The 23,048-nt window shown below is 55.5% G+C and carries 23 protein-coding genes, 1 tRNA gene and 1 pseudogene; 8 read left to right on the top strand and 17 right to left on the bottom strand.

Annotation, left to right across the window (positions count from 1 at the left end):
• Positions 1-18: 18 nt before the first annotated feature.
• The 5 genes and pseudogenes from DSM117340_RS14065 to dapF form a co-directional block, all read right to left on the bottom strand.
• On the bottom strand, positions 19-621 hold the full coding sequence (locus tag DSM117340_RS14065; protein ID WP_354689716.1) for a glutathione S-transferase: 603 nt from the start codon (positions 619-621) through the stop codon (positions 19-21).
• Positions 622-688: 67 nt separating this feature from the next.
• On the bottom strand, positions 689-1,309 hold the full coding sequence (locus tag DSM117340_RS14060; protein WP_354689715.1) for an FMN-binding negative transcriptional regulator: 621 nt from the start codon (positions 1,307-1,309) through the stop codon (positions 689-691).
• A 4-nt stretch (positions 1,310-1,313) separates the two neighbouring features.
• A pseudogene (locus DSM117340_RS14055) lies at positions 1,314-1,946 on the bottom strand (glutathione S-transferase).
• Complete coding sequence (gene mtaB / locus DSM117340_RS14050; protein WP_354689714.1) at positions 1,946-3,208, bottom strand: tRNA (N(6)-L-threonylcarbamoyladenosine(37)-C(2))-methylthiotransferase MtaB; 1,263 nt, start codon at positions 3,206-3,208, stop codon at positions 1,946-1,948. The pseudogene DSM117340_RS14055 and the gene mtaB overlap by 1 nt, the downstream one beginning before the upstream one ends.
• On the bottom strand, positions 3,205-4,029 hold the full coding sequence (dapF, locus tag DSM117340_RS14045) for a diaminopimelate epimerase (protein WP_354689713.1): 825 nt from the start codon (positions 4,027-4,029) through the stop codon (positions 3,205-3,207). Before dapF ends, mtaB begins: the two co-directional genes overlap by 4 nt.
• Before the next feature lie 97 nt (positions 4,030-4,126).
• On the opposite strand from dapF, the gene DSM117340_RS14040 reads away from it, so the two are divergent.
• Positions 4,127-4,202: transfer RNA gene (locus DSM117340_RS14040), tRNA-Lys, on the top strand.
• An 829-nt stretch (positions 4,203-5,031) separates the two neighbouring features.
• Here the strand turns inward: DSM117340_RS14040 and DSM117340_RS14035 are convergent.
• From DSM117340_RS14035 to DSM117340_RS14025, 3 genes are all read right to left on the bottom strand, one after another.
• A complete protein-coding gene (locus DSM117340_RS14035) occupies positions 5,032-6,444 on the bottom strand; it encodes a mannose-1-phosphate guanylyltransferase/mannose-6-phosphate isomerase (RefSeq protein WP_354689712.1) in 1,413 nt (470 codons plus the stop codon).
• Between the two features lie 119 nt (positions 6,445-6,563).
• Positions 6,564-6,854 carry a hypothetical protein gene (locus tag DSM117340_RS14030; protein WP_354689711.1) on the bottom strand — a complete coding sequence of 97 codons (291 nt, stop codon included), beginning with the start codon at positions 6,852-6,854 and terminating at the stop codon, positions 6,564-6,566.
• Between the two features lie 139 nt (positions 6,855-6,993).
• A protein-coding gene (locus DSM117340_RS14025; protein WP_089894336.1) for an IS3 family transposase occupies positions 6,994-8,345 on the bottom strand; the annotation gives its coding sequence in 2 pieces (ribosomal slippage) (positions 6,994-8,009 and positions 8,009-8,345; 1,353 coding nt in all).
• A 107-nt stretch (positions 8,346-8,452) separates the two neighbouring features.
• On the opposite strand from DSM117340_RS14025, the gene DSM117340_RS14020 reads away from it, so the two are divergent.
• A complete protein-coding gene (locus DSM117340_RS14020) occupies positions 8,453-9,538 on the top strand; it encodes a DUF4214 domain-containing protein (RefSeq protein ID WP_354689710.1) in 1,086 nt (361 codons plus the stop codon).
• A 47-nt stretch (positions 9,539-9,585) separates the two neighbouring features.
• On the opposite strand, the gene DSM117340_RS14015 is transcribed toward DSM117340_RS14020, so the two are convergent.
• Positions 9,586-10,572 carry a DUF2793 domain-containing protein gene (locus DSM117340_RS14015; RefSeq protein ID WP_273496440.1) on the bottom strand — a complete coding sequence of 329 codons (987 nt, stop codon included), beginning with the start codon at positions 10,570-10,572 and terminating at the stop codon, positions 9,586-9,588.
• Positions 10,573-10,748: 176 nt separating this feature from the next.
• Here DSM117340_RS14015 and DSM117340_RS14010 point away from each other — a divergent pair, with 176 nt between their 5' ends.
• Together DSM117340_RS14010 and DSM117340_RS14005 are read left to right on the top strand one after the other, a co-directional pair.
• The gene (locus DSM117340_RS14010) at positions 10,749-12,344 is read left to right on the top strand and encodes a sulfatase-like hydrolase/transferase (RefSeq protein WP_354689709.1); all 1,596 of its coding nucleotides are present in this window, start codon (positions 10,749-10,751) and stop codon (positions 12,342-12,344) included.
• Between the two features lie 55 nt (positions 12,345-12,399).
• Entirely contained in the window at positions 12,400-12,996 is a 597-nt protein-coding gene (locus DSM117340_RS14005) for a phosphatase PAP2 family protein (RefSeq protein ID WP_354689708.1), read from the top strand.
• Here the strand turns inward: DSM117340_RS14005 and DSM117340_RS14000 are convergent.
• The 8 genes from DSM117340_RS14000 to DSM117340_RS13965 all read right to left on the bottom strand — a co-directional run bounded on the left by DSM117340_RS14000 (position 12,993) and on the right by DSM117340_RS13965 (position 19,606).
• Positions 12,993-14,336, bottom strand: coding sequence for a HAMP domain-containing sensor histidine kinase (locus DSM117340_RS14000; RefSeq protein WP_354689707.1), 1,344 nt, complete (start codon positions 14,334-14,336; stop codon positions 12,993-12,995). The two genes, DSM117340_RS14005 and DSM117340_RS14000, sit on opposite strands and share 4 nt — an antisense overlap.
• Positions 14,333-14,989, bottom strand: a complete 657-nt coding sequence (locus DSM117340_RS13995; RefSeq protein WP_089892968.1) for a response regulator transcription factor — start codon at positions 14,987-14,989, stop codon at positions 14,333-14,335. The genes DSM117340_RS14000 and DSM117340_RS13995 overlap by 4 nt, the downstream gene beginning before the upstream one ends.
• 3 nt (positions 14,990-14,992) lie before the next feature.
• The gene (locus DSM117340_RS13990) at positions 14,993-15,736 is read right to left on the bottom strand and encodes a phosphatidylcholine/phosphatidylserine synthase (protein ID WP_273496442.1); all 744 of its coding nucleotides are present in this window, start codon (positions 15,734-15,736) and stop codon (positions 14,993-14,995) included.
• Positions 15,733-16,425, bottom strand: a complete 693-nt coding sequence (locus DSM117340_RS13985; protein ID WP_273496443.1) for a phosphatidylserine decarboxylase — start codon at positions 16,423-16,425, stop codon at positions 15,733-15,735. Before DSM117340_RS13985 ends, DSM117340_RS13990 begins: the two co-directional genes overlap by 4 nt.
• Before the next feature lie 75 nt (positions 16,426-16,500).
• On the bottom strand, positions 16,501-18,156 hold the full coding sequence (locus DSM117340_RS13980; RefSeq protein ID WP_354689706.1) for a phosphoethanolamine--lipid A transferase: 1,656 nt from the start codon (positions 18,154-18,156) through the stop codon (positions 16,501-16,503).
• A gap of 76 nt (positions 18,157-18,232) precedes the next feature.
• Complete coding sequence (locus DSM117340_RS13975) at positions 18,233-18,628, bottom strand: carboxymuconolactone decarboxylase family protein (RefSeq protein WP_089892952.1); 396 nt, start codon at positions 18,626-18,628, stop codon at positions 18,233-18,235.
• Entirely contained in the window at positions 18,625-18,921 is a 297-nt protein-coding gene (locus tag DSM117340_RS13970; RefSeq protein ID WP_341198797.1) for a DUF1330 domain-containing protein, read from the bottom strand. The genes DSM117340_RS13975 and DSM117340_RS13970 overlap by 4 nt, the downstream gene beginning before the upstream one ends.
• Positions 18,914-19,606 (bottom strand): GntR family transcriptional regulator, encoded by a 693-nt coding sequence (locus tag DSM117340_RS13965; RefSeq protein ID WP_341198796.1) that lies wholly within the window; start codon positions 19,604-19,606, stop codon positions 18,914-18,916. Before DSM117340_RS13965 ends, DSM117340_RS13970 begins: the two co-directional genes overlap by 8 nt.
• Positions 19,607-19,695: 89 nt before the next feature.
• Between DSM117340_RS13965 and DSM117340_RS13960 the strand changes: the two genes are divergently transcribed.
• The 4 genes from DSM117340_RS13960 to DSM117340_RS13945 are packed head-to-tail and all read left to right on the top strand — an operon-like array spanning position 19,696 to position 23,039.
• Positions 19,696-20,298: an amino acid synthesis family protein gene (locus DSM117340_RS13960; RefSeq protein WP_089893694.1), complete on the top strand. Its 603-nt coding sequence runs from the start codon at positions 19,696-19,698 to the stop codon at positions 20,296-20,298.
• Positions 20,270-21,082, top strand: a complete 813-nt coding sequence (locus DSM117340_RS13955) for an alpha/beta hydrolase (protein ID WP_282057916.1) — start codon at positions 20,270-20,272, stop codon at positions 21,080-21,082. Before DSM117340_RS13960 ends, DSM117340_RS13955 begins: the two co-directional genes overlap by 29 nt.
• Positions 21,079-21,996 (top strand): flavin reductase, encoded by a 918-nt coding sequence (locus tag DSM117340_RS13950; protein WP_089892939.1) that lies wholly within the window; start codon positions 21,079-21,081, stop codon positions 21,994-21,996. The genes DSM117340_RS13955 and DSM117340_RS13950 overlap by 4 nt, the downstream gene beginning before the upstream one ends.
• Before the next feature lie 5 nt (positions 21,997-22,001).
• Positions 22,002-23,039, top strand: coding sequence for an LLM class flavin-dependent oxidoreductase (locus DSM117340_RS13945; protein WP_089892936.1), 1,038 nt, complete (start codon positions 22,002-22,004; stop codon positions 23,037-23,039).
• The last annotated feature ends 9 nt before the right edge of the window (positions 23,040-23,048 follow it).

The raw sequence follows: 23,048 nt of genomic DNA, 5'->3' as shown, positions 1-23,048 counted from the left end.
GGGCGTTTTTGATTTGGCTTACGCGGGGGCTGTGGCTTGCATGCTCTCACGTTCCTGAAACGCTTCGTTCCATTTTGCGAGCGCATCCACGCCGGTGCGCCAGCCTCGCGCGTCATGGCGGAAATCAAGGTATCCGAGGGCGCAGCCAACGGCGATGTGGCTTGCGTCAAGCGGGCCGGCGAGGTGGCTCATCCAGCGGGTGTTGATCACATCAAGCGCGGCACGGATTTTGCCCCATTGGGCCTCTTTCCAGACATCTGACTGCTGCTCTTCTGGGCGCACGCGGCCTTCGTATGTGATCAGCACGGCGGCATCCATGATTGCGTCGGCCATACTTTCTAGCGTGAGCACCTCCCATATGCGCGCCTCGGGGTAGAGGCCGCTCTTGGCGCGCGCGTCAAGAAAGCGGGTGATGACGCGGCTGTCGTGCAGCGCGGGGCCGTCAGGGCGGATCAGCGCAGGAATCTTACCTGTCGGATTGGCGGCGCGCACGTGGTCTGGCGTGTTGATCGGGGTTGTGCCCGCCTCGATAACTTCGATGTCTTGCGACTGGCCTGTTTCGTGCAGAACGACGTGCACTTTGCGCACGAAGGGAGAGGCTTGTGAGGAGATGAGCTGCATGGTGGATTCCTGTTCGCGGGGCTTGTTAAGCGCTCACGTTAGGGGGGGCGGGCGGCGCTGTCTAGCGTCAGGCGGGGGGCTTGCGCATGAACGCGGCTAGGGCACCGGTTTCAAGGCCGAGGCCTGCCTCTGCCACCCCATCAGCGCCGCCGAGGCGGGCGGCGTCAGGCTTGTTCTGGCCGAGCTTCCATGTGCCTTCGATGTTCTCGATGGTGAGGCGGAAGGGAACGATCTGGCGCATCATTTTGTCGAGCACATCAGGGGTCATCTTGCCCATGGTCCATTCTGGCTTGGGCGAAAGGCGGGCCTCAAACTGGGCCGAGAGGCGCGCAAGGATGCCTTCAAGGGCGCTGTCTGGCAGGCGCTCGAGCGTACCTGTGAGGTGAACGGCCACGTAGTTCCATGTCGGGACTTGATCGGGGACGCCATACCAGTCGGGTGAGATATAGCTGTGCGGGCCTTGCACGGCGAGGCGCGCGGGTGTGGGTGTTTTTAGCGCGCGGGTGATTTCGGTGGAGCGCACGAGGTGTAGCTCGGCGTGTGTTCCGTCTTCTGAAAGCTGAAACGGGATATGGCTGATCAGTGGCGCGCCTTCGGTGCTGAGGGCGAGCAGACCGAAGCTTTGCGCGCGGGCGAAGGCGAGGTTTTGCTCTGTCTCGGCAGATCGGAAGGCTGGGTTTGGATGCATGATGTCAGCTCTCGGGGAAGGGGTGGCCCGAGTCGGAGGGCTGCCAGGGTGGGTATTTTTGCATGATGCGCATGAAGCGGTCTGAGGCTTTGAAGGCGGCAAGCCAGCTTTGGACCGCTGGTCAAGGCTCAGACGCAAACCATGTTTGATCAATATGAGCGAACTGGCGCACGAAGGGCAAGATCGCCACATCAGCAAGTTTGGGAGCCGTGCCGAAGAGCCACGGGCTTGCGCCAAGCTGAGCCTCAAGCTTGGCGATAAAGGCGCTGGCCTTGGCGCGCTCTGCGAGGGGGTCGCTGTCTTGATAGCGGGTTGCGTATTTGCTGCGGTCGAGCGCGGCCTTGAAGGGGCCGTCGCATTCGGCGATCAGCGCGTGGCCAAGCGCAGGCATAGCCAGCAGGTCTTCAGGGTCTGACTGTGACAGTGCCCACAGCATGATATCGAGGCTTTCGTCGATCTGCTCTGCGCCAAAATCAAGGCAAGGGACGGTGGCGCTCTCTGATGCTTTGAGGAAAGCCTCTGGTTTGTCGCGTAGCACTATTTCGCGCAGGCTGACCTGCTGTCCTGCGGAGGCGAGACCGAGCCGTGCGCGCATGGCGTAGGGACAGCGGCGGAACGACCAGAGGACAGGCAACATCAGAGCGCCTCGGCGAGAAGCACAGCTCCGTCTTGTCCTGTGATGCGACCGCTGACAAGCGCGCCTTCGGTTTGGGGCAAATCAAAGCGCACTTCAGTGAACTGTTCGGTGCGGCCCATGTGAGGGTTTTCCATCAAGATAGAATGTTGGCGGCCCTGCTGAGTGGCGAGGTGCATGGCGACGCGCCGCTCTCCTGCGGCGCGTAGGGCAGCGGCACGCTCTTTTATGGCTGCACCGTTCACGGCGGGCATCCGCGCGGCGGGCGTGCCTTCGCGGGCAGAGTAGGGGAAGACGTGCAGCCACGTGAGCTGGCAGTCGTCGACAAGCTTGAGGGAGTTCGCAAAATGCGCCTCTGTTTCGGTGGGGAAGCCAGCGATGATATCAGCACCGAAGGTCATCTCGGGACGCAGCTTGAGGGCGTCTTCAGTGAAGCGGATTGCATCGTCGCGCAAGTGCCGCCGCTTCATGCGCTTTAGAATGAGATCGTCGCCGTGCTGCAGGCTGAGGTGCAGATGCGGCATCAGGCGCGGCTCTGTGGCGATGGCTTGCATGAGGTTGTCATCGGCCTCGATACTGTCGATCGACGAGATCCGCAGACGCGGCAAGTCTGGCACGAGCTTCAGGATGCGCATCACCAGATCGCCAAAGCGCGGGGTGGCAGGCAAGTCGGCGCCCCAGCTCGTGAGATCAACCCCTGTGAGGACAACCTCGTTGAAGCCGCGTCCGACGAGGCGCTTGATCTGTTCTACCACAACGCCCGCTGGCACGGAGCGAGAGTTGCCGCGGCCATAAGGAATGATGCAGAAGGTGCAGCGATGATCGCAACCGTTCTGGACCTGCACATAGGCGCGGCTGCGGGTGCCGAAGCCGTCGATCATATGGCCGGCTGTCTCTGTGACCGACATGATATCGTTGACGATAACTTTTTCTGTCTCGCCGATGAGGTCAGGCGCGAGGCTTTGCCACGTATCGGGCTGCATCTTTTCATGGTTGCCAACAACGCGGGTGACTTCGGCCATGGCGGCAAATGTCTCAGGCTCGGTCTGCGCGGCGCAGCCTGTCACGATGATGGGAGCATCAGGATTCTCGCGGGCGAGTTTGCGAATTTCTTTTTTGGCTTTGCGCACGGCCTCTGCTGTCACGGCACAGGTGTTGATGACCTGCACATTGCTCAGGCCTGCGGCTGTGGCCAGCTCGCGCATTGCTTCGCTCTCATAGGCGTTGAGACGGCAGCCCAGTGTCGTAAATCTTGGTGCGCTCATGTCAGACGCCACTGCCCGTTAAAGACATGGGCTGTTGGCCCAGTCATCCAGACGCCGTCATCGCGCCAGTCAATAAAGAGCGTTCCGCCATCCAGATCGACACGGGCTTTGCGGCCAGTCAGCCCGCGCCGTGCAGCGGCTACAACCGTGGCGCAAGAGGATGTGCCAGAGGCCTCGGTGAGGCCTGCGCCGCGCTCCCAGACCCGCATGCGAATATGATCAGGGCCGATCAGGCTCGCCCATTGGACATTGGTGCGCTCAGGGTAGAGCGGATGATGCTCATAAATGGGGCCTAGCTCTGTGACTGCGACGGCTTCAGCATCCTCGACAAAGAATGTGCAGTGCGGATTGCCCATGCTGGTGGCTGTTGGTGCGCCTTCAATCGGCAGCGCGAGAGTGTCCATGGCTTCGGCGAGGGGAATCTCGTCCCAATTCAGAAGTGGGGCGCCCATATTGACGGAGGTGAGGCCATCGCCTGCGTCATGTGCATAGAGATCGCCACGCTCAGTTGTGATGTGTAGCTTTGTCTTGCCTGTCTCGAGAAGAATATGGTGTGCAATGCAGCGCGTGGCATTGCCGCACGCGCCAGCCGCTGTTCCGTCAGAGTTCCAAAATGTGAGGTGAACATCCCCGGTGGGAGAATCGGTCAGCTCTGCGAGCTGGTCGAATCCGACGCCACGGTGTCTGTCGCCCATAGCCTTCGCAAGCGTGTTATCGACACGGCCGAGCTGTCCGCGCGAGTCGATAATGACAAAATCATTGCCCAGCCCGTGCATTTTCATGAAGGGAATATGTGTCTCGCGCGTGTTCATAGGCCGCATATACGCCCCCGCCGCAATATAATCCAGTATCCGCCTCACTTTCCGTGATTTTCGGGGTTGACCGCCCCCCTCTCTCTTTCTAGATAGGCCGCCTAGTGGGCCGTTAGCTCAGTTGGTAGAGCAACTGACTTTTAATCAGTAGGTCGATGGTTCGAACCCATCACGGCTCACCACTTTATCTCGATAAAGTAACGACTTAGGCGCCTTCGGGCGCCTTTGTTGTTTTTGGTGGAAAGTTACAAACATCGAATAAGAGGTTTGGGCGCCCGAATCTAACAGGTGTGGTGAGTAGGGGGGCTGTCAGCAGAAGGCCGCTGCTCAAGAACCATCACCCGATCAACCGTATTTGATATGCAGCCCAGCGATTGCTTGGGCGTCCGATGTATCCTTGGATGGTATTTGGTTTGAGATTTTAGCTCTGCGGTTTGGCACACGTTATATGGGCGAAGACTCACTCTTGTTGGTTGGTGCTTTGGCTGAAGCGCGGCCCGTCATTAACGATAAATTTTTTATTAACTTTTGTGGCTCGTTCATTTAAGTATAAATTTTAGACTTATATGAAGCTGAATTTGAAGTTAACCAGTTCTAGAGATGAGATTGATTGTATGGCAACACGAATTTTCCGATGTGGCAGTTGTAAGCACAGAGTTCGCTTCGGGGAAGAAACGTGCAGCCGTTGCAAAAAGAAAGTGACTATTTTAAACGCATTACCGTTCTATATTTTTATAGTCTCTGCTCTGTGTGTCCTACTTTTGTTTCTGTAGTGGCAATATCCGCAGGCGGGACAAGCTTGCTTGAGGCGACATCGGCTGCCCTCTAGTATTAGAACTCTCACTCGCGTTTTGAGGACGTGACTCTGCGCTATGCGGGAGTCTCCATTTTGCACTTGATCACGGTGTCAGAAGGTCATGTCTTGAAGTTAACAATCGTCATGTGACCCGCTGGGATCTTTCGGCCCACTGTTTGCTGGAGCCATTTTTGAGACGGAACTGCAAAGTCAGGCTAGTTGCGCGCGTAGACGTCTTCGTAGCGAATGATGTCATCTTCGCCCAAGTAGGCTCCTGTTTGAACTTCGATTAGGACCATGGGCACTTTGCCTGGGTTTTCCATACGGTGCTTTGCTCCGAGTGGGACATAGATCGACTCGTTTTCAGTGACGAGTTTGACTTCATCATTCACAGTCACTTTTGCTGTTCCGGCCACAACGATCCAGTGTTCTGAACGATGGTTGTGGCTTTGCAGGCTCAGGGTTGCTCCTGGGTGTACGTGGATGCGCTTCACTTGAAAGCGGTCTGACAAGATCAGCGTTTCAAACCAGCCCCAAGGGCGATGATCGACGGGGAACTGCACCGCTTGTTTTGCTTTGCGCTCTTTGAGTGTGGCGACCGCCTTTTTTACATTCTGGCTGTCGGAGATATCGGCGACCATAACGGCGTCGCGCATGGCGACGGCGACCACGTTTTTCAGGCCGATGCCGACAATTTCAATCTCGTCGCTTTCCGAGCGCAGAAGCGTGTTTTCGCAATCAAGTGCTGTGGCATGTGCTGTCATTGCGTTGCCATGTTCATCACGGGGGGATTCTTGCCAAACGGCCTCCCAGCTGCCCAGATCAGACCATGCTCCATCAAAGCGCACCACGCTGACGTTCTCGGCTTTTTCCATCACGGCGTAATCGATAGAAATATCGGGCACGCGGACCCATGTTTCGGGATCAAGGCGGGTAAAGCCAAGATCAAGTGTGGCTTTTTCCAAGGCGATTTCCACGGCAGTGAGAACCTCTGGCGCGTGGGTTCGGAAGGCCTTGATCATGACATCGACCCGCGCGAGGAACACACCTGCGTTCCAGAGGTAGCGTTTGTCTTTGAGCAGAGTTTCCGCCTTTTTGCGGTCGGGTTTTTCGACAAATTGTTTGAGCTCCATCACGGAGGGGTGGGTCTCCGCTCCGCTCTCAAGCCAGCCATACCCTGTTTCGGCGCGATCAGGGGCGATCCCGAAGGTGACGATTTGTCCGTCTCGTGCGGCCACTGTACCCGAACAAACTGCATCACGGAACGCTTGTGCATCAGAGATAGCGTGATCTGATGGGACAAGGAGCATCAAGCCTTGAGGATCAGATTTGGCAAGCATGAGTGCGGCAGCAATGGCTGCAGGTGCGGTGTTTCGCCCCTCAGGTTCGATCAGGGTTCCGCGTGAGCTGAGGCCACATTTTTCGAGCTGTTCACCTACAATGAAGCGGAAGCTATCGGCAGTGACAAGCAGAGGGTCGGCAAAATGCTCGCCTGAAAAGCGTCTGGCAGAGGCTTGGAAGAGGCTTTCATCGCCCAGAATCGAGGCGAATTGTTTTGGATAGCTTTTGCGAGACAGGGGCCAGAGGCGTGTGCCTGAGCCTCCACAGAGGAGAACGGGTGTAATCATTAAAAAGCATCCTTAACGGGTAATCTGTGACCTAGAGTAAGAGATCGGGCTGTCATGTGCTAGGCGTATGGCTGAAGTGTTGCGTGCTCGGCTGAGTGGTAAGAGGCATTGGTGGTGGATCATATAGCCCCCGTTTTTGGCATATCTTGGGCAAAATAAAGCTGTTCGCAGATGTTGTAAAAAATATCATCCCAGCCAGTGAAGGCCTGATAGAGCGCTGCTTGATCGGGTGTGAGCGTTGCCAAAGCCTCTGCAAGATTGGCCGGGTGGGGGGCCATGTTTTCGCGCATATCAGGTGTTCCTGCAATCAGACCCAGCGCATGGAGACGCTGAATGAAATGGTCGAAATGCTCTGTGAGGCCGAAAATCATGTCAGAGGCGACGATATTTTTGACCGCTGCGGGCAGCAATTCTGTTTCTGAGGCTCGGTCACGTTGGAGTTTGAGGCCTGCCAGCCGTCGGATCTGGCCATTGTTTGTCCGTCGTCATATAAAGTTGGACATCAGATCGGCTTGAGCACAGGAGGCTCTGGTTCGTTCGTGTGATTGATTATGCTGCTTGTTTTTGATGTTGCAAGCGGCGTTGGCGGATTGTTTGGCTTTTGATCTTCTCCCTTTCCCTCAAAATGGCTTTGTCGCGCCCGAAGTAGACGTCAGCGGGTGTGACGTTGTTCAGGCTCTCGTGGTAGCGCTGGTTGTTGTAATACTCGACAAAAGCCCCGATCTGACGCTCGAGATCGCCGGGCAGGTAATAGTTTTCCAGCAGAACACGGTTCTTCATGGTCTGGTGCCAGCGCTCGATCTTACCTTGCGTTTGCGGGTGGAGCGGTGCTCCGCGAACGTGATCCATTCTTTGCCCTTCCAGCCACTCAGCCAGATCGCCAGAGATGTAGCAGGAGCCGTTATCGCTGAGCAGGCGCGGCTTGTGCCGAACAGTGGCTTGATCACAACCGGATGCAGCCAATGCCAGCTCGATCGTGTCTGTTACGTCCTCAGCACGCATATTTGTGCAGAGTTTCCATGCAATGATGTAGCGGCTGTAATCGTCCAGGATTGTGCTCAGATAATACCAGCCCCAGCCGATGATCTTAAAGTAGGTAAAATCAGTCTGCCACATCTCGTTGATAGCTGTGGTTTTGTCTGTGAACTCGTCAGCAGCCTTGATCACCACATAATCAGGCGCAGTGATCAGGTCAGCTGCTTTTAGAATGCGGTAAGCTGATGATTCAGAGACAAAATACCGCTTCTCATCCGTGTATTTGACGGCAAGCTCGCGTGTCGACAACGCCTCGTGCTCCAATGCAAACTCGATCAAATCATCGCGCCTGACGTCTGGGATACGGTTCCAGACAGACTTGGGACGCGGCGAATGATCCGCCAACGCGTCCAGACCACCATCGAGATAAAGATCGTACCATCGATAAAATGTGCTGCGCGGAATGCACAGCATATCAAGCGTCTGTTTGACTGGCAGGTGTGAGCCTTCGACGGTGCGGATGATCTCAAGCTTCTCGGATGCTGGATACCTCATTCCTCGTATCCCCCATTTCCTGTCATGCTTTTTTTGAGCAGCCGGTTTTCAAGAGTCAGATCCGCCACGCACTCTTTCAATGCCAGCGACTCTGAACGCAGCTCCTTCACTTCTGGCGACGTCGCCTGACGCGCAGTGTCCCCAGACAGACGTCGCTTGCCTGCCTCAAGGAATTCCTTAGACCAGCTATAATACAGGCTCTCAGCGATCCCCTCACGACGGCACAACACAGAAATACTTTCCTCGCCACGCAGACCTGCCAAAACAATGCGGATCTTCTCCTCCGCTGAATAGGTTTGCCGTGTCTTGCGGCGGATGTTCTTAACCACCTTGTCGGCGGCATCTTTCGATGTGGTAGGCTTCTTTGTCATCTCGATCTCCTAATCGATAAGATGAACCAGAAATCCTCCGTTGTTCAAATGCTCAGATCTGTCCAGCAGGGGCTGACGTCAGACACATAGCTTACAATGGCACGTCTGTGGTCGGCGATGGGAGCGATGATCACCTCTATGCTGGGGGCTTTGCTGCAGGGTATGCGCCGCAAGAGTCAGCTCAGATGTTTCGTCTCTATCAGGCAGCTTTCGGCCGCAGCCCTGACGTGGAAGGCCACCGCAACTGGACGCAGAGTATATTTGAGAGCGAGCAAAGTCTGTTGACCGTCGCAGGCAAGTTTGTGACGTCCAAGGAGTTTCAAAAAACCTATGGCGATCTTTCAACCGAGGCCTTTGTGGACCTGCTGTATCGCAATGTCTTAGGCCGGGAGGCAGATGCGGAGGGGCGTATAAATTGGATTTCCTTTCTAGAAAATCCTGACAATACCCGTGCGCAAGCTTTGCACGGCTTTTCTGAAAGCCGCGAGTTTCAAAACATGACAAACATAGCTTCTGACGCCTTTTCCAAAGCGCGCATGGAGGCCAATTGGAGCGACGATATCTTCCGCCTGTATACGGCTGCGCTGGGCCGCGCGCCTGAGAAAGGCGGCTTTGATAACTGGGTGAGCGCGCTCGCGGAAGGACTTGATTTTGGTGAAGCTGTTGCGGGATTTGTCGGGTCAAAAGAGTTTTCCAACCGCTATGCAGAGCCTGACAATGAGGGCTTTGTTGATCTGCTTTATTACAACGTTTTGGGCCGCGCAGCTGACGTGGCCGGAAAACAGAATTGGCTGAACTGGATGGAACAAGGCAACAGCCGTGCTGCGGTCGCTGAAGCCTTCGCACAAAGCCGAGAATTTGTGAACGCCACCACGCCCGGCCTGAAAGAATGGGTGCAAGATCAGGGACTTCAGGATGTCTTGATGGGCGGTGGCGGCAGCAATACCCTTGCTGGGGGCGCGCTTTCAGACATGTTTGTGTTTCACGCCGATCACAAAAGCAACAATACGGTGCTTGATCTCGAGGCTTGGGATGTGCTGCGCTTTGAGGGGTTCGACTACGCGGACGCCGAGGCCGTGCTTGGGCATTTTGACCAGAGCGGCGACTCTGTGATCTTTTCAGACCAAGGCGTTAACATTATCTTTGCAGAAATTGCGTTGGATGCAATTTCTCAGGATATGATTGTCGTATGATCGTCTGCGGGGCGGGCACCCCGCAGGAGACATTCAGGCAGGCTGATTTATCGCCAGCCGTTGATCCAAGTGATGCAATAGTCCAGTGCGAGAGAATTGGGATACTCGTTTCGAAGCAGCAGTGTTCCGTTGTTTTGAGCTGCGATCCCGATTAGCCCGTCGGGGACATTTGTGTCTGTCGGGGCTGTGGCTCCCAAATTGGTGACAGCGCCTCCGTTCCAAATCACGATCAACTGTGGAGACGCGCCCACATCGTAGCATAAAATCATGCTTGCGTTCGCCTGTGGGAAATTTGAACTGACTGATGAAAGCATTGCAAACCCTGCGGGAGACGGCGGGTTCAGCACCGTTGTGGCGCTGTGTGTTGCGGTTATGCGAATACTCTCGAGACCTTCGGGTGCGATCACCCGCGCCGTTGGGGCATCCACATTCAGGGCCGTGCGCCATGTTGTTCCGTCATCTGAGACTTTAACGGCAAAATCATCATTCCCTGCCAAGCCCATTTCCGCACGCCCAGAAAAGTTTGTTTGGTACAAAAGGCTTGATGTGTCGCTCGCGGTGGCCTTGTTGATTTTGAGCTGATGGCCTGCGCCCTCATGATTGAGCAGAGTCGCAGGCGCCGATACGCTGAGTCTGTTTGTTGGGTCCGCCGTGGCGTTGATTCCGAGTTCAGGTGTGTTTTCCAGTGTTGTAGAGACTGTTTGCCAGCCCAAGACAGCATCAAACAATACGGCGCTTTGTGGCGCTAAGACTTGAGCGGTCCATCCCGGCAACGGCGTTATGAAGCTCCACGCAGCATCTGCATAAACCGCGATATCCCCGTCATGGCCCAGCCACGCGCCCACTCCGGAGGGCGCGACAATATAGCGATCACCCGATTGGGGAGCTGTCGGTGGACCGCTTTGGTCGGCTGCAATGACGACCAATTGCACGACCGCATCCAAAATCCTTAGGGCTTCGTTGTGGGTCACATGTTTTTGCGCTTGAGAGGGTTGTATCAACGGCAAAGATAGGGCGTGGGAAGTATCGGGCATCAACGGCTCCAAGGAATAATGACATGAGCCAGCATGTTTGTTGCGCTCAGATTTACATATTCGTAACCGAGCGCACGGTCCCATTCGGAGTGCTTGCCTGTCTCTTCGTGCTCCGTTGCGATTTGGGCCCCTATCTAGTGCTTTCGCTGGGCTAGGAAGCTCGCTAGACAGTCACTATGACACATGTGAAGCAAACTCCTTGGAAGCCCAATATGCGCCTCTCAGGCTTTGTGCTTTTGATCGCGTTTGCCAATCTTGCTTTGTTTCAAAAGCCGCTCTTAGCTTTTGTGTTTTCTGTGTCTAGTCTCCCTGATGCCACGGGGTGGCTGCAGCTTGCTTCTGTTCAAATTGTGCAGCTCTGTCTCTTTATGGGAGTGTTGTTTTTGGTGTCAGCCTTGTCGCTCAGGTTGATGAAGCTCTTGGTGGTACTTTTGTTTATCGTGAACGCCGCAGCGCTCTATTTTATGCTCTCCTATAGTATCGAAATTGACCGCTCGATGATTGCCAATGTGCTCAATACAGATACGGGCGAAGCCTCTGGTCTCTGGCACTGGTCGATCTTGCCTTATCTCGCTGGTTTTGGTGCTCTGCCGGCACTTTTTGTCTGGCGCGTTGATCTCCGTGCGCCAAAGCGCTCTGTGCGGTTGTTTGCGGGAGTGGCGAGCTTTGGGCTGCTCATCGCATGGCTTTTTGCGACGTCAACAACTTGGCTTTGGTTTGATCAGCATGCCTCGCGGATGGGCAGTAAAGTCTTGCCTTGGTCCTATGTGATCAACACCGCGCGCTACTATAATAAGCGCTATCTGGACGAGCGCGAGCCTATACTCTCGCCGCCTGCTACATTCGCTGAGGAACGGCCAGACAAAAAGCAAGTCGTGGTTCTGGTGATAGGAGAAGCGGCGCGCGCAGAGAACTTTGAGCTCTATGGCTATGGTCGAGAGACCAACACTTTCACAAAAGAGACCTCGCTCTTTGCTCTGCCTTTGGGGCAGTCCTGCGCTACAAATACGATTGGCTCGACCGCCTGTATCCTCACCCACGAAGGCAGCAAGGCTTCCTCGCACACGCTGGCCGAGCCGCTGCCAAGTTATTTGACGCGACAAGGGATCGAAACGATTTACCGAAGCAATAACTCTGGTCCGCCGCCAGTGAAAACCACTGTGCAAGAGCGCGCAGGCGAGATCAGCTTGGAGTGCACAGAAGAAGACTGTCCTAAGGGTGATGCTGCCCTCAATTGGAGGCTGGCGGAGCGGATTGAACAGTCAAAAGCGCGGCGCATTTTTGTGACCCTGCATCAAACAGGAAGTCACGGCCCCGCATATTTCAGTAAATATCCCCAAGATTTCGCCCGCTTTACGCCAGAGTGCAAAACGGTTCAGGTGGCCAAGTGCACACATGAAGAGCTGGTCAACGCCTATGACAATTCGATCCTTTATACCGACTACTTGCTAGCCGATCTGATTAAGCAGCTGGAAAGCCTCGATGCAGAAACGGTGCTGATCTATGTTTCGGATCATGGTCAGTCGCTTGGCGAGGGGGGCTATTATCTTCATGGCTTGCCCAACAGTGTTGCCCCCAAAGAGCAACGTGATGTACCATTTCTGGTCTGGATGTCAGACAGTTTTGCCAGCAGTCGTGGACTGACGGCAGCGAGCGTTATGCCGCCTCAAAGCTTTCCCCATGATTTCCCGTTTCACAGCGTGATGGGCGCGTTCGGGATGACAAGCGATATCTACAAGCCCGAGTTTGACATCTTTCATCTGCCGCGCTGACGCAGACCAAAGGTTTGTAAGGTTGTCATAAGGTTTGCTTGCCAAACGCCGTGGCATGGATACGATCTCAAACCTTGCTTTGCCCTGGCGCAATTTGCGCCGCCATGGCTTTGCCTACGGGCTAACTGGCCTCTTGATTGGCGCGGCAATGTTTTATCCTTCGGATCTAACAAGAGACTATTCGATTTGTCGTTCTGAACATTACTCAACCGTTGTTCAGGGCACAGAAAAGTACATGCGCCACGTCAATGCTATGCTGCCCATCGCGACCATTGTGGTGCTGCGCGATTGGAGGGGCGCGGGCCAGTTGGCAGGCGTTGTCGTTGCAGGCATAGCTGCCTCGCACGGGCCAAAGCGGCTGCTCAACGATGTTACTATTTTGGGCACACGGCTGGGTCAGCGCCCGAGCGGGCCTCAGTCGCGGCACAATATGCCGTCTGGGCACTCTACTCTTGCCAGCGCTGGGGGCTTCTTTATGGTCCGCCGCTTCAGTCTGTGGTTTTTGTTGTTCTGCCTGCCGGTAACAGGGCTGACGATGTATGCCCGCGTGATGCTCGAAGCGCATACGGTGTCGGCGGTTTTTGCGGGTGGAATGATTGGTGCGTTGGTCGCCTTGCTCTTCACGGCGAAGCGCAAGCGAAAGCGCACTTAGGGCAGTGTGATCCGCGCGACAAAGCCGCGTGTTTGGCCTATCATTGGCGAGAAGATATCAAAGTCACAGCCTGTTTGTTCGCAAAGCGCCTGAACGATGGAAAGCCCAAGGCCATACCCATCTGCAAGATTGGATTTGCGCCCGAAGCGTTGTGTGATTTCTTGAATTTCTTGCTCCGTCAATGCGTCGCAATCGTTGGAAACCGTGATCACGCCCGCTTGGCTGGCATCGATCACTATGCCTTGTGGCCCGTCACTGTACTTCAGCGCATTGTCAAAAAGATTGTTCAGGATAATTCCGAAAGCATCGGGGTTGATATGGCTCATATAGACGCCTTCAGGCGGCAGGATGTTTAGCCTTAGTGCTTTTGGTTTACGCTCGCTCAGTTCGCTGAGCAGCAAGCGCAACACCATATTGAGATCATCGGTCTCGGCGTCTGTGCCAAGGCCTGACTGTGCGCGGGAAAGCTGCAGCAGCCGCTCGATCAGCCGCGCGAGCCGTTTAAGGCCCTGCTCCACGGCGGCGGCCTTTGCAGCGTCGGCTTCCGTTGCGGCTGTCGCCTTGAGCCGTTGAGCCTGCGCAAGACAGATTGCAACGGGCGTGCGCAATTCATGTGCCGCCACCGTTGCAAAATCGCGCTCTGCGTTGATCGCCGCATCGAGCCGCGCCATCAGCTCATCGAGGGTATCAATTGCGGGTTCAAACTCTGCAAAAGAGAACGCGCGATCAATCGGGCTCAGATTGTGTTCGCTCTTGGCAGCGATGTCTTCGCTAAGACCGTCAATCTTGCGCGCAGCACCTTGTAAGGCGCGCGAGGCAGCATAGGCCATAATGAGTACCAATGCCGCAAAACTGAGCATGACACCTGCCAAGATATCCCGCATGGCTTCGTTGCGTTCCACGAGCGGTTCACCAACAACGATGCGCCGCTTAGGCATACCTTCTGCGCTCAACACCCGAAATCTATAGTCATGCTCGGTAAAGAAGCCCTCGGGCTGCTCGCGTGGCATCATGTCGGGTGTGGCAAGGCCCGAGCGCTGTAAGATGTGGCCTTCGCTATCGATATACCAAAAGAGGGTGCGTTCCTCAGGGTCGAGAATGCGGGTCTCAAAGGCCAAAAGGTCGGACACTTCAGATAACCCGAGGATGCCTTCGTCTTGCATTGTGAGATTCTCAAGCAGCAAGTGGGCTTTGTTGTTTAGCCCGATATCGAGCATCTCGTCATATTCCTGCCGCACAGTCCAAAAAGACAGGACTAGTCCGGCAGCAATTGCGATAAGGCTTGGCCAGAGCAGGGAGCGAAGAAGCGCTCTAAGAAGACTGGGTGGGCGGCTGTTCATACTTCAAGTCGATATCCCAAGCCGCGGTGTGTGACTATGAGTTCTTTTCCAAGCTTGCCGCGTAAGCGGCTGATATGGGCTTCAATCGCGTTGCTTTCCACTTCATCACCAAACGCATAAAGCGCCTGCTCAAGCGTGTCCTTGGGGACAATTTTGGTGCGCCGTAGAAGTAGGCATTCAAAAACGCCCCATTCTTTGGCGGTGAGCTTCACGGGCGCTCCTGCGCGCGCGACGCTATGTTCAGCCATGTTGACTTCAATATCTGCCAAAGAAACGATTTCGGCTGCTCGCTCGCTGCTGCGGCGGCAGACCGTGTTGATCCGTGCGGTCAGTTCACTCAGATCATAGGGTTTGATCACATAGTCATCTGCCCCTTGGTTTAGGCCTTTTATGCGGTCAGAGACTTTGTCGCGTGCCGTTAGGATAATGATTGGTGTGCGCAGATTCCGCGTTCGCAGGGTCTTGAGCAGGTCTAACCCGTCACCATCGGGGAGCTGAAGATCCAGTAAAATCACATCATACGGGACACCAAACGCAGCTGTGTCGCCGTCGGACACGGTTTCAAACCAGTCAACAACATTCTGATCGGCCTTGAGATGTTCGATCACCGGCGCGGCGAGGTCTTTCTCATCTTCGATCAGAAGGATGCGCATGATTTAGCTTTCGTTGGCAATTTGGCGCTTTTGTGCGCGGTAAGAGAAGGGCAACGTGGTGAGATAAAGCAGGTTGATCGCCATAAGCGTTGGCCAAGGATACGACATCAGACAGACGACCATCACAACAGCGGCCACAATCGCAATGGCAAGGTGCTTGCGTTTGATGGAGGCATGTTTGACGGAATAGGTCGGTATCGTGCTCACCGCGAGAAAACCGACCCCAATGATGTAAAGTGTGCGTACCAACGGATAGTCCAAGTGTTTCCAGCCCGAAAGGTGAATAAAGATTGGCATAAGCGCGAGGCAGGCCAGCGCAGGAGCAGGCACGCCAACAAAGAAGTTGTCTTTGGCGAGCGCCACTGTTGTGTCTTTCATCGACAGGTTAAACCGCGCGAGCCGCAGTGCACAGCAAACCGCAAGCACAAGTGCAGCCAGCCAGCCGAGATTGGCCGCAGGCGTACCGATATAGAGCGTGTTGTAGAGCAAAAAGCCTGGTGCGATCCCGAAGTTGAAGAAGTCGGCAAGCGTGTCAAGCTCGGCGCCAAAGGGGCTTGCGGTATCAAGGAAGCGTGCGAGTTTGCCGTCCGCCGCGTCAAGGAACACGGCGATCAGGATAAACGCCAACGCCGTTTCCAGATGCCCCTCAAGGCTCATACGTACCGATGTCAGCCCCGCGCAGAGCGCGAAGACTGTGACGATACTGGGCACAACATGGCGCAGTTTTATGGTACGTTCGGAGCTCATCGGCTGACAGCTTTCACATTGGGTTGCGGATTTGAGAGATCGGCCAGAATAGTTTCGCCAGCCACGGCTGTTGTGCCGAGCGGCACAAGCGGCTGAACGCCGACGGGAAGAAACACATCAAGACGGCTGCCAAAACGAATAAGGCCAAAACGCTCACCTGCGGCGCGCTCGTCACCCTCTTTGACAAAACAGACGATCCGCCGCGCCACGAGGCCAGCAATCTGGATCACACCAATTTTGGCGCCTGCTGGGGTTTCAATAGTCAGGCAGTTGCGCTCGTTAAATTCGCTGGCCTTGTCCAGTGAGGCATTGAGAAACTTGCCGTGATGATAAGTAATTTGTGTCACTTTACCCGCGATAGGCGCGCGGTTCACATGGCAGTTGAAAACATTCATAAAGACCGAAACACGCGTGACTGGCTCTTGGCCAAGCCCAAGTTCTGCAGGTGGCACGACCTCTTCGATCAGCGAGACAACCCCATCAGCAGGCGATAGTACAAGCGCGTCATTCTGTGGGATCATCCGTACCGGATCGCGGAAGAAATAATAGCACCAGACGGTCGCGCCACATCCAAGCCAAAAGAGCGGCTCCCAGAGAAAGCTCAGCGCCACAGTTATGGCGGCGAAAACGGCCACGAACTTGCGGCCTTCCTTGTGCATGGGCACGGCGACGATTTTGAGCATATTCATGAGCGTTCTTTCTGGTCGTTAAAAGAGGGTTGCGCAGCACTTAGCCGCTTTGAGCGGCTGCGCAAAGCTCTCAAATCAACTTTGCTCCTTGTTTGCAGCACATGGCGCAAAGAGATCGAGCGCTTCGTCATAGACTTGCGTCTCGATATCAAGCATCCCTAGGGCCGAGTGAAACAGGTTGTCATGGCTCAGGGGAGTCGCGCGGCTGTCAACGAGACAGCCTGTATTATGGCCAAACTGCGCAGCAAAACTGTCAGACATCCACAGGATCATCGGGACATGAGTTTGTTCTTTGGGCGCTAGAAAATAGGGCGCTCCGTGCAGATAAAGCCCACCTTCCCCAAGGGATTCGCCATGATCCGAAATATAGAGCATTGCCGTGCTAAGGCTTTCCTGAGCTTGCAAAAAGTTGATCGTTTCTGCCAACGTCTTGTCCGTATAGGCAATGGTATTGTCATAGGCGTTCAAGACCTCTTCGGGCGAACAACTTTTGAGTTCTGGTGTCTGGCAGGCGGGTGCAAATTTTTCGGCCTCGGGCGGATACCGCATGAAATACGATGGCCCATGGCTGCCTATCTGATGCAAAACCAAGACAGTGTCTTCTGTGATATTGTCAGCATAGGCGCGCAACGCGGGTAGAAAAGCGCCATCGTCGCACTCGCCTTCACGGCAGTGTTCGCCTTCGTTGCCCGCAAAACTACGGGCCTCAATACGGTCCGCTAGGCCCTTATGGCCTGTGTTGTTGTCCCACCACTCCACTTTTAGACCAGCATGAGCGAGCACATCCAAAAGATTTTGCTGGGCTTTGCCTTTTTCAAACGAATAGTCCTTACGCGGCAATTTTGAGAACATGCAGGGCAAGGAAACGGCCGTAGATGTGCCGCAGCTGCTGACCTCCTCAAAGTTCACGATTGGTAGTTTGGCCAGCTCGGGGGTTGTCTCGTGCCCATAGCCGTTGAGTCCAAAGTTCTGCGCGCGCGCAGTTTCGCCCACGACAAGCAGGGTGAGCACTGGCTTGGTCGCGCGGGCATAGCTGACGCCTTTGGTGGCGTCTTCTCCAATGGGTGCCGCAATCGTGTTGAGCGTCTTGCTCATCATGGCCGCATAGCGAAAGGTGCTCACAATCGGTGCGCCAGGTTGATAGCTTGCCAGAAAGTCTTTCCGCTCACGCAGCACCGAAGCATATGTTTTGAAGTTGGTTGCAAGCAACCCAAGCGTCAGTAAAAGGCAGATTGCACCCGCTAGAAACGGTGTGCCCAAGGCCAGGAGCTTGCGCTGTGGTTTGAGCCGAAGGGCAAGAACAAAGACTGACGGCAAAAGCCCGTAGAATGCGACATGAAGCAAAAAGCCGATGGTGATGAGGTGCTTTGACTCCGTCACTGTGGTGACCATGACATTCTGGATCATCTCACGGTCGATAAACGCGCCGAGCGTGTCCATATAGTAGCCTGTCACGCTGCTCAAAATCAGAATGAAGATGCTGAACGGCTTGACGAAGACTGGCAGCGCAAAAGGCGAAAACACTGCAACTGTCAGACAGTAGAGCGCCGCCACCATGCCCGCAAAAGCGAAGGGGTGGCCCGAAAAGACATCAGAACCGATGCGCCAGAAGGTGTTATTGTCCACGAGAAGTACAAATAAGACGACGCTCGCCAGCAGCGTCAACGGGCGCGCGACAAGCTCCGTACGCAGGCGGTTCAAGCCTTGAGGAGTAGAAGGTTGGTCAGTCATGGTGGCAGGAATCCATTTGGTTTCCTGCCCTCAATCAAGTGAAGCTTACGCGAACCTTACAAAGCTTACGCAAATCTTACGATGCGCTTTGTTCCGCTTCTTCAAAAACCTTTCGTGCAGCGCGGAAGCATTCAAGCCCCTGCGGAACGCCACAATAAATCGCGATCACATGTATAATGGCGCGGATCTCGTCGCGGCTCACACCGTTGTTGAGTGCGCCTTTGCAGTGAAGTTCCCACTCGTGCATTTTGCCCAAAGCACCGATCATGGAGAGGTTCATCATCGAGCGGGTCTTTGCATCAATGACATCATCGCCCCAGCCAAAGCCCCAGCACCAAGCCGTCATCGCTTCCTGGAACGGACGGGTGAAGTCGTCGGATGCCGCGAGATTTTTCTCGACATAGTCTGCGCCCAATGTGGCCTTACGTTGCTCCAGACCTTTCAAAAACAAGTCTTCATCAAAACTGCTCATGGTGTCTCAAGTCCTTCTACGATCACGATTTGCGCCTCACATGCGCCCTTACGCTTTGCTCGCGCGGCGCTGTATTCTGGCGAGTTATAGCACTCAAGTGCCGCCGCATAGTTGTCAAATCGAATGACGACATGGCGCTCAAAGGGAGCCCCCTCAAGCGCCTGTGCTTTTCCGCCACGGGCAAGAAACACGGCGCCATATTTGGCAAACGCTTCAGGAGCTACGGCCTGATAGCCCTTATAAGCCTCATGGTCTGTGACGGTCACTTGCGCGATCCAATAAGCTTCAGTCATTGTGCGCCTCCTTTGCCAGAACGGCCTGCGCGATTTTGGCCGCCTCCTTGATATGGGCTTTAACGGCTTCGCGTGCGCCGCGTGCATCCTCGCTCAGGACCGCGTCAGCGATTGCTGTCATATGAGCTAAGCCGGAGGTCGAGCGGTCTTTGGCTGAGAGCGTGAGCGCGCGCAAACGGCTGATCCGCCCGTTGAGCCGCTGCACCACTTCCCAAGCGATGCTATGCCCCGCTTGCGCAAAAATAAGTTCGTAAAACGCGGTTGTTGCGACAAAGATCGCGCTCCACTCCTGCCCTTTCATAGCAATACCAAGCTCGGCCAAAGCAGCACGCAGGGCAGCGTCAAACGCAGGCGAAGTTGCCTTTGCTGCGGCTTCCGCTGCAGCGCTCTCAAGCTGACGGCGAATATCATAAATCTGCTTGGCTTGACTCCAGTTGAGCGACGCGACGATCGGCCCTTTGTGTGGGATCGTTTCGACAAGTCCCTCAGCCTCAAGGTAGCGGATCGTCTCGCGGACGACCGTACGGCTGACGCCGAGCTGCTCGCAAAGGGGCCGCTCAACCAACCGCTCACCAGGCGCAAAATGCCCCGCCATGATCGCGTCACGCATCTTCGCCTGCACAATGTCGCGCAGGGTCTGAGGCACAGCTTCAATCCGTTCGAGTTTTACGCGGTCCTGACCCATGGCCTATTTAGCCTCACAGTGGAATTGACAATTTGTATGATGGTATACCATATTGCGGAGAGACTCACCACAGCAAAAGGAACATGCCTGTGCCAGCAGAGATCAGAAAAACGCTTTTGCATATTGAAAACACGCTTATCGAAGGCGGCAAAGTGGCTGCGACGCCGCTCAAGCTCATCGCTGCAATGGCTGTTATTAAAAATCCTTGGGCAGGGCAGGGTTTTGTCGAGGACCTTTCCCCTGTAATTCGTGACTGCGCGCCTGGGCTCGGCCAGATTTTGACTGATATGATTCTTGACGCGGCTGGTAGCGGCGAGCGTGTTGAGGGCTATGGAAAATCTGCGATCGTCGGTCTTGATGGTGAGGTTGAGCATGCCTCCGCACTGATCCACACGTTGCACTTTGGCAATATCTTCCGAGAGGCAGTCGGCGCAAAATCCTACCTGTCGTTTTGCAATACCCGCGGACCAGCCAATGCGCCGCTTATGATTCCGCTGATGGATAAAAATGATGGCGGCCGTCGTTCGCATTATCTTACGATCCAGACATCAATCGCAGATGCCCCCGCCGCTGATGAAATTGTCATCGCACTGGGCGCATCGATCGGAGGAAGGCCTCATCACCGCATTGGTGACCGTTATCAAGACCTCAAGGAGCTCGGCCATGACGCTGACAACCCTGCGGCTGTCTAAGTCGGGCGCTCAGGTTGCGTTTCACTCCGTCGGGCGTGGTGCGCCTTTGGTGCTCATTCATGGGGTTGGGCTTCAGTCTGCCGCATGGGGCCCGCAAGTCGAAACACTGAGCGAGCACAATCATGTCGTCGCACTTGATATGCCCGGTCATGGCGGGAGTGACCCATTGCCAAACGGCAGTGTTCTGGAAGATTTTGTCGTGTGGGCCGCGGAAGCTTTGGAGGCCCTTGCCCTTGGTCCTGTCAATCTTGCGGGGCATTCGATGGGCGCTCTGATTACAGGGGGAGTAGCGGTTGAATATCCCGATCTTGTGAGCCGTGTCGCACTGCTCAACCCTGTCTTTCGTCGGAGCCCAGAGGCCCGCGCTGCCGTTGAGGCGCGCGCTGCCGAGATTAGCCGTGGCGAACTCGATAGTGCGGCCCCGCTGGACCGCTGGTTTTCGAGAGCGGCAAGCGAGCGGGCAGCACGTGAGGCAACGGCAGGCTGGCTTCGTGCTGTCTCTCCAGAGGGCTACGCCACTGCCTATACTGCCTTTGCGACAGGTGATGACACCTATGCCAATCGCATCGGCGACATCCAAGCGCCACTGCTCGCCCTGACCGGCAGCGGCGATGGCAACTCTACCCCTGCCATGGCCCGTGCCATTGCCGAAGCGGCCCAAAACGGGACGACAAAAATAATCGAAGGACATCGCCATATGGCCCATCTCACAGCGCCCAATCTGGTCAATCATGCTTTGGCGAACTGGCTCTTTCAGCCCTTCCCCCGCGAGGTTGCCTCATGAGCGGCTTTGATCTGCGCGCTTTGCGTTCCGCTTTTGGCGCCTTCACCACGGGCGTCACGGTTGTAACCAGCCATGATGCAACAGGCGCGCCTATTGGCTTTACGGCCAATTCCTTTACCTCTGTTTCGCTTGATCCGCCTCTTGTGCTGGTCTGTATCGCCAATAGCTCAAGCAACTATGAAAACATGACCAAAGCCACAGGCTTCGCAGTCAACATCCTGGCCGAAACGCAGGTCGAAGTGTCCAACACATTCGCGCGTCCCGTTGATGACCGCTTCGCAAGCGTAACTTGGCAAAATGGACCGCATGGCGCACCAGTGTTTGAGGGCGTCTCGGCGTGGTTTGACTGCTCGATGCATCAGATTGTCGAGGCGGGTGATCATGCGGTCCTGATTGGTCGGGTCGAGGCGTTTGATAGTTCAGCAACTGCTGGCCTTGGCTATGCGCGCGGCGCTTATGTAACGCCCTCCACAGCCGCCGAAGCGCTTGAGCCACACATCGGCCTCACGGTATCAGCACTTATCGAGCGAGACGGGCAGGTGCTGCTGGTCGAAAATAGCGAGGGCGGATTGGCGCTCCCCGAAAGGACTGTAAAAGAACACGGTGCGTCTGAGACGCTGCAAAAGCTCCTCGCCACTACGGGCCTCACGGCGGAGCCGGGATTTGTGTATTCGGTCTTTGAAGACGATGCCGCAAAACGCCAGCACATCGCGTTTCTCTGCCAGACCGAAGAGGGCGCGCCTTCTCTGGGGCGCTTTGTCCCCCTGACCGAAGAGGCGCTCGCCTCTGTCACCGACAGTGTCATGCGCACCATGCTCACGCGCTTTGCCGCCGAGAACAAGCTTGGCAACTACGGCGTCTATTTTGGCAATCAAACCAGCGGCAAAATCCGCCCCGTTTCTTACGAAAGGTAAGCCTCATGCGGTTTTCTCTCTTTGTGCATATGGAGCGCGTCAGCCCCGATCAGGACCAGCGCCAGCTTTATCAAGATTTTCTGACGCTGGCGAAGATGGCTGATGAGGGCGGCATGCATGCAGTCTGGACTGGCGAGCATCATGGGATGGATTTCACAATCGCGCCCAACCCGTTCCTGAGCCTGATCGATGTCGCACGCCAAACAAAACATGTTCGCCTCGGCACAGGGACAATCATCGCGCCTTTCTGGCATCCAATCGCCCTTGCAGGCGAAGCTGCGATGGCGGACCTGATCACAGAGGGCCGTATTGATCTTGGTATCGCGCGCGGCGCATATAATTACGAATACGAGCGCATCATGCCAGGGATGGATGCTTGGGAAGCAGGCCAGCGCATGCGCGCTCTTGTTCCTGCAATCAAAGCACTCTGGGACGGAGATTATGCCCAAGAGGGAGAGTTTCACAGCTTCCCGTCGACAACGTCTTCGCCCAAGCCTGTTCAGGAGGGCGGACCGCCCGTTTGGATCGCGGCGCGTGACCCGAACAGCCATGAGTTCGCCGTGGCCCAAGGCTGTCATGTGCAAGTGACACCACTCTGGCAGGGCGATGAAGAAGTGACCAAACTGATGGAAACGTTCAATGCCGCCTGCGCCAAATTTCCTGATATTCCGCGCCCCGAGATCATGCTGTTGAACCATACTTACATCGCCGAGAGCGCCGAAGACGCGCGCCAAGCTGCAGAAGAAATCAACCGCTTCTATTGCTACTTCGGCGCATGGTTTAAAAACGAGCGACCCGTCAGCCAAGGGCTGATTGCGCCGCTCTCGGACGCAGAAATAGCGTCACACCCGTTTTATACACCAGAGGCTATGCTGCGTGACAATGTGATCGCCACAGCTGATGATGCTATCGCACGGATCAAAACATATCAGGACATGGGTTATGACGAATATTCGCTCTGGATTGACTCAGGAATGAGCTTTGAGCGCAAACGCGCCAGCCTTGAGCGCTTCATAAACGATGTCATGCCTGCCTTCGCCTAAGGACATAAA

Source organism: Lentibacter algarum, from assembly GCF_040580765.1.
GTDB classification, from domain to species: Bacteria; Pseudomonadota; Alphaproteobacteria; order Rhodobacterales; family Rhodobacteraceae; genus Lentibacter; species Lentibacter algarum.
The sequence above is the reverse complement of the archived record's forward strand: the minus strand, read 5'-3'. Positions and strand labels throughout refer to the sequence as shown.